The organism is Schaalia sp. HMT-172 (assembly GCF_030644365.1).
GTDB lineage: Bacteria > Actinomycetota > Actinomycetes > Actinomycetales > Actinomycetaceae > Pauljensenia.
The window spans coordinates 491,680-504,593 of the sequence record NZ_CP130058.1 but is presented as its reverse complement, the minus strand read 5'-3'; the positions used below and the strand labels follow the sequence as shown (position 1 = coordinate 504,593).

Genomic DNA, 12,914 nt, shown 5'->3' with positions numbered 1-12,914 from the left:
TCGCATTCCCCAACACTCGTACCTCATCCCAAAAAGTTTGAGCCGATCAGCTCCGTTCAACCAGATCAGGAAGATTCAACCCGATCAGAAGAGGTGGAATCTTCCCAATCGGGTGCACGCCTCACCGCAACAAGCATTTTCCCGAAGGCGGAGGACCAGAAGCCGATCACTACGGCCGGAGGCCGTTGCATGGGCAGGCAGTGCAGCCAGCAAAAGTCCACAGCCCCAGCTACACACGAATATCAGACAGGCATCAGCGTGGATAACACACCGAAGCACGAGGCCTGCCGTTCGGGCACGCAGATGTCCCCGACCTGGCAGCTGACGATCCGGATAGGATACGACGATCCGGATAGGATACGACGATCCGGATAGGTTAATAAGCTATCCGGATGCTCACAACCTATCCAGATAGCAACAACCTATCCACTTACGCAGCCTGATTCAGGCAAAAGGCTGATGTTGGGCGTTTCCACTCAATCGGTCTGCAGTTTGATGACTACACCGCCTCAAGTCGCGGCCTCACCGCCGCCAATTGGGGAAATCGCACCATTAGAACCGCGACACGCCGCCGACACGCCGACAGTCGGCTCCTAATGCTGCCAAACCCCCATCACCATCGGTATGGAGGGCGAAGGCGGGCCTAACTGCGGTGCCCGTGGGCGGTGGCGGGGTATGGCCGGACAATGAGCCGACGCGCCAAGCCACACGCCAGCACACCGGGCGCCACTGGTGTGGAGGGCGCCGGAGGGACCGGAGGGCCTGACTGCAGTGCCCATGGGCAGCGGCCGGGCCTGACTGCAGTGCCCGTGGGCGACAGCGGGGCCTGTCCGGGCTTCGAGCCGACGCACCGAGCGAAGCTCGCGGCGCGGACGTCTCGCGGGCGGGCCGCCGCCCATGGCGCAGCCCGGCCCGACAGCACACCAGCAGCGCCCGGAACACCCGCAGCGCCGCAAGCAACGCGCCCAGACATGCACAAACCCCGCCCCGCGGATGCGGGACGGGGTTTCGCCCACCCAGTCGGGTGGAAGAGTCTGAACGATTCAGACGGGGAAAGTCACTTAAGGGTGACCTTGCCGCCGGCCTCTTCGATCTCAGCCTTGGCCTTCTCGGCGTCTTCCTTCTTCGCGGCGGGGAAGATGGTGGAGGGCGCGGAGTCAACCAAGTCCTTGGCTTCCTTGAGGCCCAGGCCGGCCAGGTTCTTGACGACCTTGACGACGGCGATCTTCTTGTCACCGGCGGACTCGAGGACGACCTCGAACTCGTCCTTCTCTTCGGCGGCGGGGGCGTCGGCGGCCGGGGCGGCAACGGCGACGGCTGCGGGGGCAGCGGCCTCAACGTCGAAGGTCTCCTCGAAGAGCTTCACGAAGTCGGAGAGCTCGATGAGGGTCATTTCCTTGAAAGCTGCGATGAGCTCGTCATTGGAGAGCTTAGCCATGAGTGGCATCCTTCCTAATTGGCCTGCACGAGTGCAGATTGTTGGTTTGTTTCACGCAGCCGGTGGCGGCGTGGAACATGGCCTGTCTCGTCAGGCCGCCTCGCTCTGCTTTTCGCGCAGAGCATCGATGGTGCGCACTGCCTTGACGGGCAGAGCGTTGAATGCGAACGCCGCCTGACCAATCTTGGCCTTGAGGACGCCTGCGGCCTTGGCCAGCAGGACCTCGCGGGACTCGAGATCGGCAAGCTTCTTGACACCCTCGGCGCTCAGGGGAGCGCCGTCCATCGCGCCGGACTTCAGCACGAGGGCGGGGTTGTCCTTAGCAAAATCACGCAGGGTCTTGGCGGCCTCAACGGGCTCGCCGGAGACGAAAGCGATGGCCGTGGGACCCTTGAGGTCCTCAGCCAGGAAGTCGAGGCCGACCTCCTTGGCCGCCAGGCGCGCCAGCGTGTTCTTTGCCACGGCGTAGGTCGCGTTCTCGCCCAGGCCGCGACGCAGCTGCTTGAGCTGGCCGACGGTCAGGCCGCGGTACTCGGTCAGCAGGACAGCGTCGGCTGCGCGGAAACGCTCCACGAGCTCGGCAACTGCTGCCACCTTGTCGGACTTCGCCATGGTCCTCCTTCCAGATACGTGACCGCAGGTATGAAAAAACCCGACACGCAGGTTCGTGTCGGGCGTACGCTCGGTTGCAGCTGGGCTGCTCACTCACCTGCGTTGGATTTTCCTCCACTAGCGTGGACACCAACGGTCTTCGGCACGGATCAGCTTAACAGGGCGGGCAGCGCCGCGCAAGCATGGCGGCGCGTTTCACAGACGAGGCCGGGGTTGCATCCGCTGACGAAAGCCGCTCACACCACTCTCGTACATCTACGAGGCACCCGTCATGCTCGCAGCATTGCTACACGCCTTGAGACATGAGCACGCATACGTATCGCCGCACATCAGATAAAGCCGGGCCCCGCGCAGCAGCGCTGCGCGGGGACCCGAATTGCTTCGTCAGCGAGCGAGGCTCACTTCTCCAGCAGGTCCTTGACCTTGGTGACATCCAGCGGGATGCCGGGGCCCATCGTCGTGGCGACGGAGCCCTTGATCAGGTAACGGCCCTTCGAGGAGGACGGCTTGAGACGCAGCACCTCGTCCAGGACGGCGGCGTAGTTCTCGGTCAGCTGCTCGGCAGTGAAGGAGGCCTTGCCGACGATGAACGCCAGGTTGGCGTGCTTGTCGACGCGGAACTCAATACGACCACCCTTGATCTCCTTGACGGCCTTCGCGACGTCCATGGTCACAGTGCCGGTCTTGGGGTTAGGCATGAGGCCACGGGGGCCGAGGACGCGACCGAGGCGGCCAACCTTGCCCATGAGGTCGGGGGTAGCAACGGCGACATCGAAGTCGGTGTAGCCCTTGGCGACCTTCTCGATGAGCTCGTCGCCGCCGACCTCGTCGGCGCCTGCGTCGATCGCTTCCTGAGCGCGCGGACCAACGGCGAAGACCAAGACCCGGGCGGTCTTGCCGGTGCCGTGCGGCAGGGAAACGGTGCCACGGACCATCTGGTCCGCCTGGCGGGGATCGACACCGAGTCGGAAGACAACCTCAACGGTCGAATCGAACTTGGTGACGGTGGTCTCCTTGGCCAGCTTCATGGCCTCGAAGGGGGTGTACAGCACGTCCGCGTGGACCTTCTCGGCCGCTGCGCGGTAGCTCTTGGAGCGCTTGGTCATTCTGCTTCTTCTCCTTGCAGTCGTGGGTGTCGGGCAGCGCCTGCCCTACCACGGGGGGTTGGTTAGTGTCAGTCCTCGACCGTAATGCCCATGGAACGGGCGGTGCCGGCGATGATCTTGGCGGCGGCCTCGATGTCGTTTGCGTTCAGGTCGGCCATCTTGGCCTCGCCGATCTCGCGCGCCTGAGCCATGGTGATCGAACCAACCTTGGCGGTGTTCGGGGTGCCGGAGCCCTTCTGGACGCCAGCAGCCTTCTTGATGAGCTCAGCGGCGGGCGGAGTCTTGAGGACGAACGTGAAGGAACGATCCTCGTAGACGGTGATCTCAACGGGGATGATGTTCCCGCGCTGCGATTCGGTGGCCGCGTTGTACGCCTTGGTGAACTCGACAATGTTCACACCGTGCTGGCCCAGAGCAGGGCCGACGGGGGGTGCGGGGGTGGCGGCACCGGCTGCGATCTGAAGCTTGATCAGGCCGGTGACCTTCTTCTTCTTTGCCATGAATGCGGGTCTTTCTACTGAAGTGCTGGCCGACGGGTGCCGACCAGGGCGGAGCGTCGGGGGCGGTCCCACTGGGAGTCAGTGGGCACAGTGCACCCAACGCACACAAATATGCATGATAACTCCAACCCGGGCCTGTCCCCAAGTCCGGGTGGGTGACATCACTGCTCGAGCTTCTCCACCTGGTCGAAGCCGAGCTCCAGCGGGGTTTCGCGCTCGAAGATGGTGACGAGCACCTTGAGCTTCTGCGTTTCGGGCATGATCTCGGAGATCGTGGCCGACATGGTCTCGAAGGGGCCGTCGGTGACGGTGACGATCTCGCCGACCTCGAACTGGGTCTGAACGACCTGGACGGGCGCGGGCTGGTCCTTGGCGGCCTCGGCGGCCTCCTCGAGGACGTTGGGCGTCAGGAGCATGACGACCTCGTCAATCGAGAGCGGCACGGGGTTGTGCTGGTCGCCCACGAAGCCGGTGACGGCCGGGGTCTCCTTGACGACGCGGTACGAGGCCTCGTTGAAGTCCATGCAGACGATGGCGTAGCCAGGGATGCGCACGTGGCGCACGCGCTTCTTCGCGTTGCCGCGGTACTCCATGACGTACTCGTCCGGGACCTCGACCGCGAAGATGTAGTCTTCCATGTTCTGCGTGGTGATGCGCTGCTCGAGGTTCGCCTTCACCTTGCGCTCGTGGCCGGAGTAGGTGTGGATGACGTACCAGTCGCCGGGGGACATGTAGAGCTTGCGGCGCAGCTTGGCGATCGCCTCTTCTTCGACCGAGGCCGGGGCGGCCTCGTCCTGAGCGCCATCCCCGGCGGGGGCGTCTGCAGCGGCGGCCTCGTCCTGAGCGGCCTCGTCCTTAGCGGCCTCCTGGGCGGCGACCTCCTCGACGACTTCCTCAACGACCTCCAGGGCCTGGCCGTCGGCCAGCGCCTCGGCGGTTTCTTGCTCGACGGCCTCGTGGGAAGCCTCGAAGGACTGGGCCTCGGTGTAGTTTTCGTCGGTCACGACTATTCCTCCTGCGAATGGGGCCACACCGTGAAAGAAACCCGCCTGCAGTGTCCTGCGGGCGGGTTCGTCGGTGTCAGCCGAAGATCAATGCACTTAGCTTACCGAATCCGAAGTCCAAGAGACCAGCGAAAAGCATGATTGCGGCAACAAACACAACGACGACGACGAAGTACGTCCAGGTTTCCGATCCGGTCGGATAGGTCACCTTCTTCATCTCGTCGATGACCTGCTTGAAGAAGAGGAAGATGCGGCCGAAGAAGCCGACCTTCTTGATCTGCCCCTTGTCGGCATCACCGCGCTTACGTGTTGCGCTCGTCTTGGTACGATCTCGGCGCGAGGATTCGACGTCCGAGGCTTTTTCTGCGGCCATTGGAACCCTCCTGCGAAAATATCAGCCTTATCCGCAGGGCAGGCGGGACTCGAACCCACAACCGCCGGTTTTGGAGACCGGTGCGCTACCAATTGCGCCACTGCCCTACGCAGGAAAACCTGCCTGAGAAACATTAATGGATGGACATGCGCTTGTCCAACTGAGAACCATGCGACGCCCCGACAATCCCCGAAATACCAGCCCACACCTCGTAAATGAGAGGTAGCCCACGCGCACATTGCGGGGCCGAAAACCCGCGCGGGCGCGCGACGTGGGACCATGGAGGGGTGACCAATACTCCTCGCACCCGTGTCTCTGATCGTTTCAACGCCATCACGCCGTCCGCGACCCTGGCCGTGGACGCGAAGGCCAAGGCCCTCAAGGCCGCCGGCCGCCCGGTGATCGGCTTCGGCGCCGGCGAACCCGACTTCGCTACGCCCGACTACATTGTCGAGGCCGCCGTCAAGGCCGCGCGCAACCCCGCGATGCACCGCTACACGCCCGCCGCGGGCCTGCCCGCGCTACGCGAGGCCATCGCCGCCAAGACCCTGCGCGACTCCGGCTACGAGGTCTCCCCCTCCGACATCGTCGTCACCAACGGCGGCAAGCAGGCCGTCTTCCAGGCCTTCGCCGCACTGCTGGGCCCCGGCGACGAGGCCATCCTGCCGACCCCCTACTGGACCACCTACCCTGAGGTCGTCAAGCTCGCCGGCGCCACCCCCGTCGAGGTGTTCGCGGGCGCCGACCAGGACTACAAGGTGAGCGTCGAGCAGCTCGAGGCCGCCCGCACCCCCCGCACGAAGGTCCTGCTCATGTGCTCGCCGTCCAACCCGACGGGCAGCGTCTACACGCCCGAGGAACTGACCGCGATCGGCCAGTGGGCCCTCGAGCACGGCATCTGGGTCATCTCGGATGAGATCTACGAGCACCTGCTGTACGAGGACGCGCAGAGCGCGCACATCGTCAAGCTCGTGCCCGAACTGGCAGACCAGGCCGTCATCCTCAACGGCGTGGCCAAGACCTACGCCATGACCGGCTGGCGAGTGGGCTGGATGATCGGCCCCTCCGACGTCATCAAGGCCGCCCTGTCCTTCCAGTCGCACCTGACCTCCAACGTCAACAACATCGCCCAGGAGGCCGCGCGCGCCGCCGTGTCCGGCTCCCTGGACGCCGTGAACGAGATGCGCGTCGCCTTCGACCGTCGCCGCCGCACGATCGTTGACATGCTGCGCCAGATCGACGGCTTCGACGTCCCCACGCCCAAGGGCGCGTTCTACGTCTACCCCTCCGTCGAGCGCCTGCTGGGACGCGACATCCGCGGCCGCGTCGCCAACACGTCGGGCGAACTCGCCGACCTGATCCTCGACGAGGTCGAGGTCGCGGCGGTCCCGGGCGAGGCCTTCGGCCGCTCCGGCTTCCTGCGCTTCTCCTACGCCCTGTCCGACGACGACCTCGTCGAGGGCATCACCCGCGTTCAGGAGCTCTTCGCCTGATGCACGTCTCGTTCGAACGGACAGACGAGGAGACCCCCCTCGGGACGGTCCTCCTCGCCCACGGGTACGCGGAGCACTCCGGACGCTACACCCACCTGCGCTCCGCGCTCACCCGCGCCGGCTACGACGTCGCCTTCTACGACCACGCGGGCCACGGGACCTCCGAGGGCCCCCGCGCCCGCGTGGACGTCGGCGCGCTCATCCGGGACTTCGGTGACGCGCGCCGGGCGGCCCTCGCCCACGCGCGCACGCCGGAGCTGTTCCTCTTCGGACACTCGATGGGCGGCATCATCGCGGCCGCCTCCACGCTCCTCGACCCGACGCGGCTGCGCGGCACCGTCCTGTCCGCGCCCGCGCTGCGACCCCTCCCCCACGTCTCCCCGTCCCGCGCCCGCAAACTGCTGCCAGTCGCGCGAATCAGCCCCGGCCTCGTCGTGGCGAAGGGCGCATCCGACATGGAGGTCTCCCCCCTGTCGCGAGACCCCGAGGTTCAGCGCGACTTCGACGCCGACCCGCTCACCTACAAGGGCGGCGTGCCGATCCTGACGGGCGCGACCTCGATCATTCAGGGCGACGAGGTCATCCAGAGGGCCGCGCGCCTGCACACGCCGACGCTGGTCATGCACGGCTCCGGCGACCTCATGGCGGACCTGCGGGGCTCGCGCGAGCTCGTGCGCGGGGCACGCGCGGCGCACCCGGACGCCGACATCCACCTGCGCATCGTCGACGGCGCCTACCACGAGCTCCTCAACGAGCCTGAGGGTCCCGGCCTGATCCGCGACATCATCATCTGGCTCGGGGAGCACTAGGTCGTGGAAGCGCCCGCTGTCCCTCACCTGACGGCCCCGCGCCCCACCCCACCGGGCAGGCGTGACCTCGCGACCCTCCCCAAGGCCCACCTCCACCTGCATTTCACAGGGGCCATGCGCCCCTCCACGATGGTCGAGATGGCGCGCACCCAGGGCGTGCGCCTACCCCCTCACCTGCTGCACATCGACGCGGCGTCCATGCCGGCCGACGGGCGCGGGTGGTTCCGTTTCCAGCGCGCCTACGACTCCGCGCGCCACCTCGTGCGTTCCGAGGCCGCGATGCGCCGCCTCATCCGCGAGGCAGCCGAGGACGACGCCGCCGAGGGCTCGGTGCGCATGGAGATCCAGGTCGACCCCACGTCCTACGCGCCCTACGTCGGCGGCATCACCCCGGCCCTGGAAATCATCATCGACGAGGCGCGGGCCGCCTCGCGCGATACCGGCGTCGACATCGGCGTGATCGTTGCGGCCTCACGCATGAAACACCCGTTGGACGCGCGCACCCTCGCGCGCCTGGCCGCCTCGTTTGCTGGGGATGGCCCCGGTGACGTCGTGGGTTTTGGCTTGTCGAACGACGAACGCGTGGGCTCCACGGCGTCATTTGCCCCCGCGTTTCGCATCGCGCGCCGCGCCGGGCTCGTGGGTGTTCCGCACGGCGGCGAGCTCCTGGGGCCTTCCTCCGTGCGCGAGGTCGTCTCAGCTTTGGCGCCCGCCCGCCTCGGGCACGGGGTGCGCACCAGCGAGGACCCTGCGTTGCTACGCGCTGTCGTGGATGCGGGCATCGCCCTGGAGGTGTGCCCCACGTCGAACGTGCACCTGGGCGTGTACACGGACTTTTCGCAGGTGCCGCTGCCGATTCTGTTGTCTGCCGGGGCTACCGTTGCGCTGGCTGCCGACGACCCGCTGCTGTTCCGCTCGCGCCTGGTCGCCCAGTACGAGGTCGCGCGCGACGTGTTCGGACTGTCCGACGAAGCCTTGGCGTCTCTGGCACGTTCGTCGATCGACGCGTCGCTGGCCTCGCCCTCGCACAAGGCGGCTTGGAAGGCCGACATCGACGCCTGGCTCGCGGCGCCTGTGGCGTAGTGCTTGCGTGGGGCGCGCGGCGTAGCGCTGTCACGGGGTGCACGCGGCGTAGTGCTGCCACGGGACTCCCACGCACAGTTCCTCGACAATCTCGCATGCAATTCCCCCGCGCCTCTTTCAAACTTTGAAATCGGAACGTTGATATTCCGCGGTTTTCAGGACGTACCCCCGGATGCCCTCCGGGGAATTGCATGCGAAATTTGTGGAGGTGTCTCTATGGAATCTAACGGGACGCCAACGCGGTCACTGCTCGGTCGCCCGCAGCAGCCCACGCCCACAGCGGCGCCCAAATCGCTGACCACCGCGGCGACCGACGACTCGCACGCGGATAGGTTATGAACACGCGGATAGGTTACGAAGATATGGATAGGTTATTAACCTATCCGGATGCGAATAACCTATCCGGATCGTGACAACCTATCCACGTCACGGATCCGCGAGCACAGGCGCGTACTTCATTGACGACGCCACCTCCCCGCCCATCCTCGAACTATCAGCGTGCGCAGGATCAGCACAGTTCTCCCACAATCTCGCATGCAATTCCCCCGCACCTCTTTCAAACGTTGAAACCAGAACCTTGATATTCCGCGGTTTTCAGGACATGATTCAAAACACACTCCGGGGAATTGCATGCGAAATGTGGGGATCCCTCTCTCAGTCCGGTTGCTTCTTTCCCGTCCGATCACCCGAGTCGGCCACCTCGGGACGACCACAGACCCCGGCCTCGTACCTACCGACGACCGTTTCACCAATAGTGCACGCGTGCACTATCATGGAGGCATGAGCCGGTTTCGTCGTGACGATGCGCCGTCCCTCGTGCGCGCTGCACGTCGGGACGCGTCCCTCACGCAGGCCGAGCTGGCGGCGATGACCGGGATGAGCCAGTCGACGCTCGCGCAGATCGAGTCCGGCAGGCGCGCAGTCTCCGCCGAACTGCTCGAACGCATCCTCCGCGTCGCCGACTACCGACCCTCTGTGCCGCTCGCCCGCTACGCGCCTTCCATCAGCAGCTACGCACAGGAACGAGGCCTCGGTTCCCTCCGCGTCTTCGGCTCAGTTGCCCGGGGAACGGACGGATTCGAGTCAGACATTGACCTGATCGGCACGCCCACCCGCGAGCTATCGCTGTTCGAGTTGGCGGACATCGCATCGTTCGCGTGCGAGCTCACCGGCTTCCCGACGGAGGTTCACGCGGACACTCACGTACCCGAGGCACTGCGAACTGCCGTTGATGAGGCCGTAGCACTATGAGCGAGTCTGTTTCCTTCACGCCTCGACCGCGAGTGGCGCGCAGACACGCGCCCAGTTTCGATGCTGAGAACTTCCTGCACGAACTCGACGTCATCGCCCACCGCATCGAGCGGGTTGCCGCTGTCCCCGCAGAGGCTTTCAGCGCCGATTGCCCGGAGTATGACTCGGCTTGCATGGTGATCATTCGGCTGGCCGCGTTCCTGGAACGCGAAGAGTACGCACCCTACATGGATGCCCTGACTTCCTCGGAGAAGCGCGCCCTGCGCACGACCCGCAACATCGCGGCACACTCGGGGTACCAGAACATGGATGACCAGCTCCTGTGGACGGCCGTCACCCGCAACGTGCCCGACATGATCGCGCGCCTGCGCGCCGCAGCGTCACGCGGATAGGTTACGAACACGCGGATAGGTTATGAAGATATGGATAGGTTATTAAGCTATCCGGATGCGCATAACCTATCCGGATCGTGACAACCTATCCGAGTAACGGATCCGCGAGCGCAGGCAAGCTTCTCTTCAACACTCCCAAGATTCCACGCCACCGCAATCTCGCATGCAATTCCCCCACACCTCTTTCAAACATTGAAACCAGAACGTTGATATTCCGCGGTTTTCAGGCCACGTCCCGGGACACCCTGCGGGGAATTGCATGCGAAATTTGGGGAGGCCTCAGCGGAACCTGCGGCATCGACGGCATCGACGGTATCGACGGCATTTACAGGAGGATGCAAACACAGTCGTTGCCCGGTCACCCGTGGCCCACAGCCACAGCGGTGCCCAAAACGCAGACCACCTCGGCGACCGACGGTTCGCATCCGGATAGGTTATGAACACGCGGATAGGTTATGAAGATCCGGATAGGTTATTAAGCTATCCGGATGCGCATAACCTATCCGGATCGTGACAACCTATCCGGATCGTGGCTACTCAGAAAGCGGACACATCCGGCGCCTGACGGTACACACATCAACGTCGCTACCCAGCCCACGACGGGCGAAGCGACGATCACGCAATCCACTACCACGTGATGCCCACCGTCACCCGGCCAGGTGGCCCCCTACCAGGCGATGCCGACCGTGACCGGCTCGGGCACCAGGGTCACGCCGAACGCCTCACGCACCCGCTCGCGCACGGCGCGGGCCAGGGCCTCGATGTCGGCGCCGCTCGCGCCGCCGCGGTTCGTGAGGGCGAGGACGTGCTTGGTGGACAGGGACGCGCGCGGCGGGTCCCCGGCCTCGGGCAGATGGAAGCCCTTGGAGCAGCCCGCGTGATCGATGAGCCAGGCGGCGCTCGTCTTGACGAGGCCCTCCCCCGCGCGGAAGCGAGGCGCGCCCTCGGGCAGGGAGGCGGCAGCGGCCTCGGGCAGGATCGGGTTGGTGAAGAAGGAACCGGCGCTCCACGTGTCGTGGTCGGCGGGGTCCAGGACCATGCCCTTGCCGCGACGCAGCTCCAGGACGGTGGAGCGGACCAGGGACGCGTCGGCGCGTTCCCCGGCCTCGACGCCGAGGCGGCGCGCCAGCTCGGCGTACATGACGGGGGCGCTCAGGGGCGAGCGCTCGAGGCGGAAGTCCACGGAGAGGACCACCCAGCGGCCGGTGGGCCCCCAGGGACGGTCGCCCAGGCCGGGCTCGCCGACGCTGCGCTTGATCGCCGAGGAGCGGTACGCAAAGACGAGGTCGGAGGGCGCCAGGCGCACGACGATGCCCGTCAGGCGGTCGTAGGCCTCGACGCTCTCGATGGTCTCGGCCACCTCGTGGCCGTAGGCGCCCACGTTCTGCACCGGGGAGGCACCGACGGTCCCGGGGATGCCGGAGAGCGCCTCGATGCCGGAGAGTCCCTCGGACAGAGTCCAGGAGACGAAAGCGTCCCAGACCGTGCCCGCGCCGGCGCGCACGACGACAGATCCGGCCGGGTCCTCGTGGATGATGGAGGTGATCTCGCCGAAAGGCTGCACGTCCACGACCGTGCCCTCGAAAGGGGCGTCGGAGGCCAGCAGGTTCGACCCGCCGCCGACAACGAGGAGCGGGCCACCGGCGGCATCGGCCGCGCGAACGGCCTCCACCAGGGCGTCGGCGGACGTGGCGGGCACGAGGCGGGCGATGGGGCCGCCCACGCGCAGGGTCGTCAGATCAGCAAGGGTCGTCATGCCTCTAAGCCTAGTCGCCCGGCGCTCGATCGGCCTAACCCCGCCTCGCCCCGCGAGCGCAAGGCTCCAGACGACAGGCACGAGGCCGTGGCGGGTTTGGCTGTCCGGAAAACGAAGCCGTCCCATACGACAGGCACGAGGCCGTGGCGGGTTTGCCTGTCCGGGAAACGAAGCCGCCCCAGACGACAGGCACAAGGCCGTGGCCGACCTCCCAGACCAGTTCCGCTTCGTGCAATGCAAGGGCGTAGGGCGCGCGAACGTCCCCATCGCCACAACGAATCTCCCCACATCGAAACTGGACGCCCAATGCAGCACAGTCCCAATGCATTTGTGCCCCAACGCGCCACTGGCGCACCCCCCAGCAACGAAGCGCGGGCGGGAGCCAAAGCTCCCGCCCGCGCACTGTCCCAGCAGCGACAGGATCAGCCCTCCACGGCCGCCTTGAACCACGTCGTGATCGACGTCGGATGCGTGATGGCGGTGCCGACGATGACGGCGAAGGCGCCGGCCTCGATGGCCGCGGCGGCCTGCTCGGGCGTATGGACGCGACCCTCGCAGATCACGGGGACGTCCGGGAACGCGGCGACGACTTCGCGCAGCAGCTCCAGGTCGGGCCCGTCGGTCTTGACGCGGTCGCCCGTGTAGCCGGCCAGGGTCGTGGACACGATGTCCACTCCGGCATCGACGGCACGCTGGGCGTCCTCGAAGGAGCCGCAGTCGGCCATGACGAGGGTGCCGTCCTCGCGCAGGGCCGCAACGGTCTGCGCGAAGCTCAGGCCGTCGAGGCGCGGGCGGTCCGTCGCATCGAGGGCGACGATGTCGGAGCCGGCCATGACGCAGGCGCGGGCGTGGCGCAGCGAGGGCGTAATGTAGACGCCCTCGTGGCCTTCCTTCCACAGGCCGATGACGGGCACGTCGACGCGGCCCTTGGTTGCGGAAATGTCGGACAGGCCCTGGCAGCGAATCGCCGCGGCACCGCCGATCTCGGCGGCACGGGCGATCTGCGCCATCGTCTCGGGGTGGCGCATGGGCTCGCCCGGGTAGGCCTGGACGGAGACGATGAGCTTGCCCTTCAGGGAAGCAATGAGCGGGTGCAT

At 66.1% G+C, this 12,914-nt stretch carries 13 protein-coding genes and 1 tRNA gene; 5 read left to right on the top strand and 9 right to left on the bottom strand.

What is annotated here, in order from left to right; all coding sequences use genetic code 11:
- Nucleotides 1-1,057: 1,057 nt before the first annotated feature.
- The 7 genes from rplL to QU663_RS02045 form a co-directional block, all read right to left on the bottom strand.
- Entirely contained in the window at nt 1,058-1,438 is a 381-nt protein-coding gene (gene rplL, locus QU663_RS02075; protein ID WP_003792291.1) for a 50S ribosomal protein L7/L12, read from the bottom strand.
- Between the two features lie 90 nt (nt 1,439-1,528).
- Nucleotides 1,529-2,050: a 50S ribosomal protein L10 gene (gene rplJ / locus QU663_RS02070; RefSeq protein ID WP_009057834.1), complete on the bottom strand. Its 522-nt coding sequence runs from the start codon at nt 2,048-2,050 to the stop codon at nt 1,529-1,531.
- Between the two features lie 398 nt (nt 2,051-2,448).
- Entirely contained in the window at nt 2,449-3,156 is a 708-nt protein-coding gene (rplA, locus tag QU663_RS02065; RefSeq protein ID WP_009057829.1) for a 50S ribosomal protein L1, read from the bottom strand.
- Nucleotides 3,157-3,224: 68 nt separating this feature from the next.
- Nucleotides 3,225-3,656 (bottom strand): 50S ribosomal protein L11, encoded by a 432-nt coding sequence (gene rplK, locus QU663_RS02060; RefSeq protein WP_009057835.1) that lies wholly within the window; start codon nt 3,654-3,656, stop codon nt 3,225-3,227.
- 161 nt (nt 3,657-3,817) lie between these two features.
- On the bottom strand, nt 3,818-4,660 hold the full coding sequence (gene nusG, locus QU663_RS02055) for a transcription termination/antitermination protein NusG (protein ID WP_021612494.1): 843 nt from the start codon (nt 4,658-4,660) through the stop codon (nt 3,818-3,820).
- 76 nt (nt 4,661-4,736) lie between these two features.
- Nucleotides 4,737-5,033: a preprotein translocase subunit SecE gene (gene secE / locus QU663_RS02050; protein ID WP_021612495.1), complete on the bottom strand. Its 297-nt coding sequence runs from the start codon at nt 5,031-5,033 to the stop codon at nt 4,737-4,739.
- A gap of 34 nt (nt 5,034-5,067) precedes the next feature.
- Nucleotides 5,068-5,140: transfer RNA gene (locus QU663_RS02045), tRNA-Trp, on the bottom strand.
- A gap of 180 nt (nt 5,141-5,320) precedes the next feature.
- Between QU663_RS02045 and QU663_RS02040 the strand changes: the two genes are divergently transcribed.
- The 5 genes from QU663_RS02040 to QU663_RS02020 all read left to right on the top strand — a co-directional run bounded on the left by QU663_RS02040 (nt 5,321) and on the right by QU663_RS02020 (nt 10,061).
- Complete coding sequence (locus tag QU663_RS02040; protein ID WP_034481976.1) at nt 5,321-6,526, top strand: pyridoxal phosphate-dependent aminotransferase; 1,206 nt, start codon at nt 5,321-5,323, stop codon at nt 6,524-6,526.
- Nucleotides 6,526-7,335, top strand: coding sequence for an alpha/beta hydrolase (locus QU663_RS02035; RefSeq protein ID WP_021612497.1), 810 nt, complete (start codon nt 6,526-6,528; stop codon nt 7,333-7,335). The genes QU663_RS02040 and QU663_RS02035 overlap by 1 nt, the downstream gene beginning before the upstream one ends.
- Before the next feature lie 3 nt (nt 7,336-7,338).
- Nucleotides 7,339-8,418 carry an adenosine deaminase gene (locus QU663_RS02030; protein ID WP_034481979.1) on the top strand — a complete coding sequence of 360 codons (1,080 nt, stop codon included), beginning with the start codon at nt 7,339-7,341 and terminating at the stop codon, nt 8,416-8,418.
- A 780-nt stretch (nt 8,419-9,198) separates the two neighbouring features.
- Nucleotides 9,199-9,669 carry a helix-turn-helix domain-containing protein gene (locus QU663_RS02025; protein ID WP_021612500.1) on the top strand — a complete coding sequence of 157 codons (471 nt, stop codon included), beginning with the start codon at nt 9,199-9,201 and terminating at the stop codon, nt 9,667-9,669.
- The gene (locus QU663_RS02020; protein WP_021612501.1) at nt 9,666-10,061 is read left to right on the top strand and encodes a hypothetical protein; all 396 of its coding nucleotides are present in this window, start codon (nt 9,666-9,668) and stop codon (nt 10,059-10,061) included. Before QU663_RS02025 ends, QU663_RS02020 begins: the two co-directional genes overlap by 4 nt.
- 667 nt (nt 10,062-10,728) lie before the next feature.
- On the opposite strand, the gene QU663_RS02015 is transcribed toward QU663_RS02020, so the two are convergent.
- Both QU663_RS02015 and QU663_RS02010 read right to left on the bottom strand, forming a co-directional pair.
- Entirely contained in the window at nt 10,729-11,817 is a 1,089-nt protein-coding gene (locus tag QU663_RS02015; RefSeq protein WP_021612504.1) for a UDP-N-acetylmuramate dehydrogenase, read from the bottom strand.
- A 422-nt stretch (nt 11,818-12,239) separates the two neighbouring features.
- The gene (locus QU663_RS02010; RefSeq protein ID WP_021612506.1) at nt 12,240-12,914 is read right to left on the bottom strand and encodes an N-acetylmannosamine-6-phosphate 2-epimerase; all 675 of its coding nucleotides are present in this window, start codon (nt 12,912-12,914) and stop codon (nt 12,240-12,242) included.

Coding starts and splice junctions, on each gene's coding strand:
- rplL (WP_003792291.1), bottom strand. CDS start 1,438: ATGGCTAAGCTCTCCAATGACGAGCTCATCGCAGCTTTCAAGGAAATG.
- rplJ (WP_009057834.1), bottom strand. CDS start 2,050: ATGGCGAAGTCCGACAAGGTGGCAGCAGTTGCCGAGCTCGTGGAGCGT.
- rplA (WP_009057829.1), bottom strand. CDS start 3,156: ATGACCAAGCGCTCCAAGAGCTACCGCGCAGCGGCCGAGAAGGTCCAC.
- rplK (WP_009057835.1), bottom strand. CDS start 3,656: ATGGCAAAGAAGAAGAAGGTCACCGGCCTGATCAAGCTTCAGATCGCA.
- secE (WP_021612495.1), bottom strand. CDS start 5,033: ATGGCCGCAGAAAAAGCCTCGGACGTCGAATCCTCGCGCCGAGATCGT.
- QU663_RS02035 (WP_021612497.1), top strand. CDS start 6,526: ATGCACGTCTCGTTCGAACGGACAGACGAGGAGACCCCCCTCGGGACG.
- QU663_RS02025 (WP_021612500.1), top strand. CDS start 9,199: ATGAGCCGGTTTCGTCGTGACGATGCGCCGTCCCTCGTGCGCGCTGCA.
- QU663_RS02020 (WP_021612501.1), top strand. CDS start 9,666: ATGAGCGAGTCTGTTTCCTTCACGCCTCGACCGCGAGTGGCGCGCAGA.
- QU663_RS02015 (WP_021612504.1), bottom strand. CDS start 11,817: ATGACGACCCTTGCTGATCTGACGACCCTGCGCGTGGGCGGCCCCATC.
- QU663_RS02010 (WP_021612506.1), bottom strand. CDS start 12,914: ATGCACCCGCTCATTGCTTCCCTGAAGGGCAAGCTCATCGTCTCCGTC.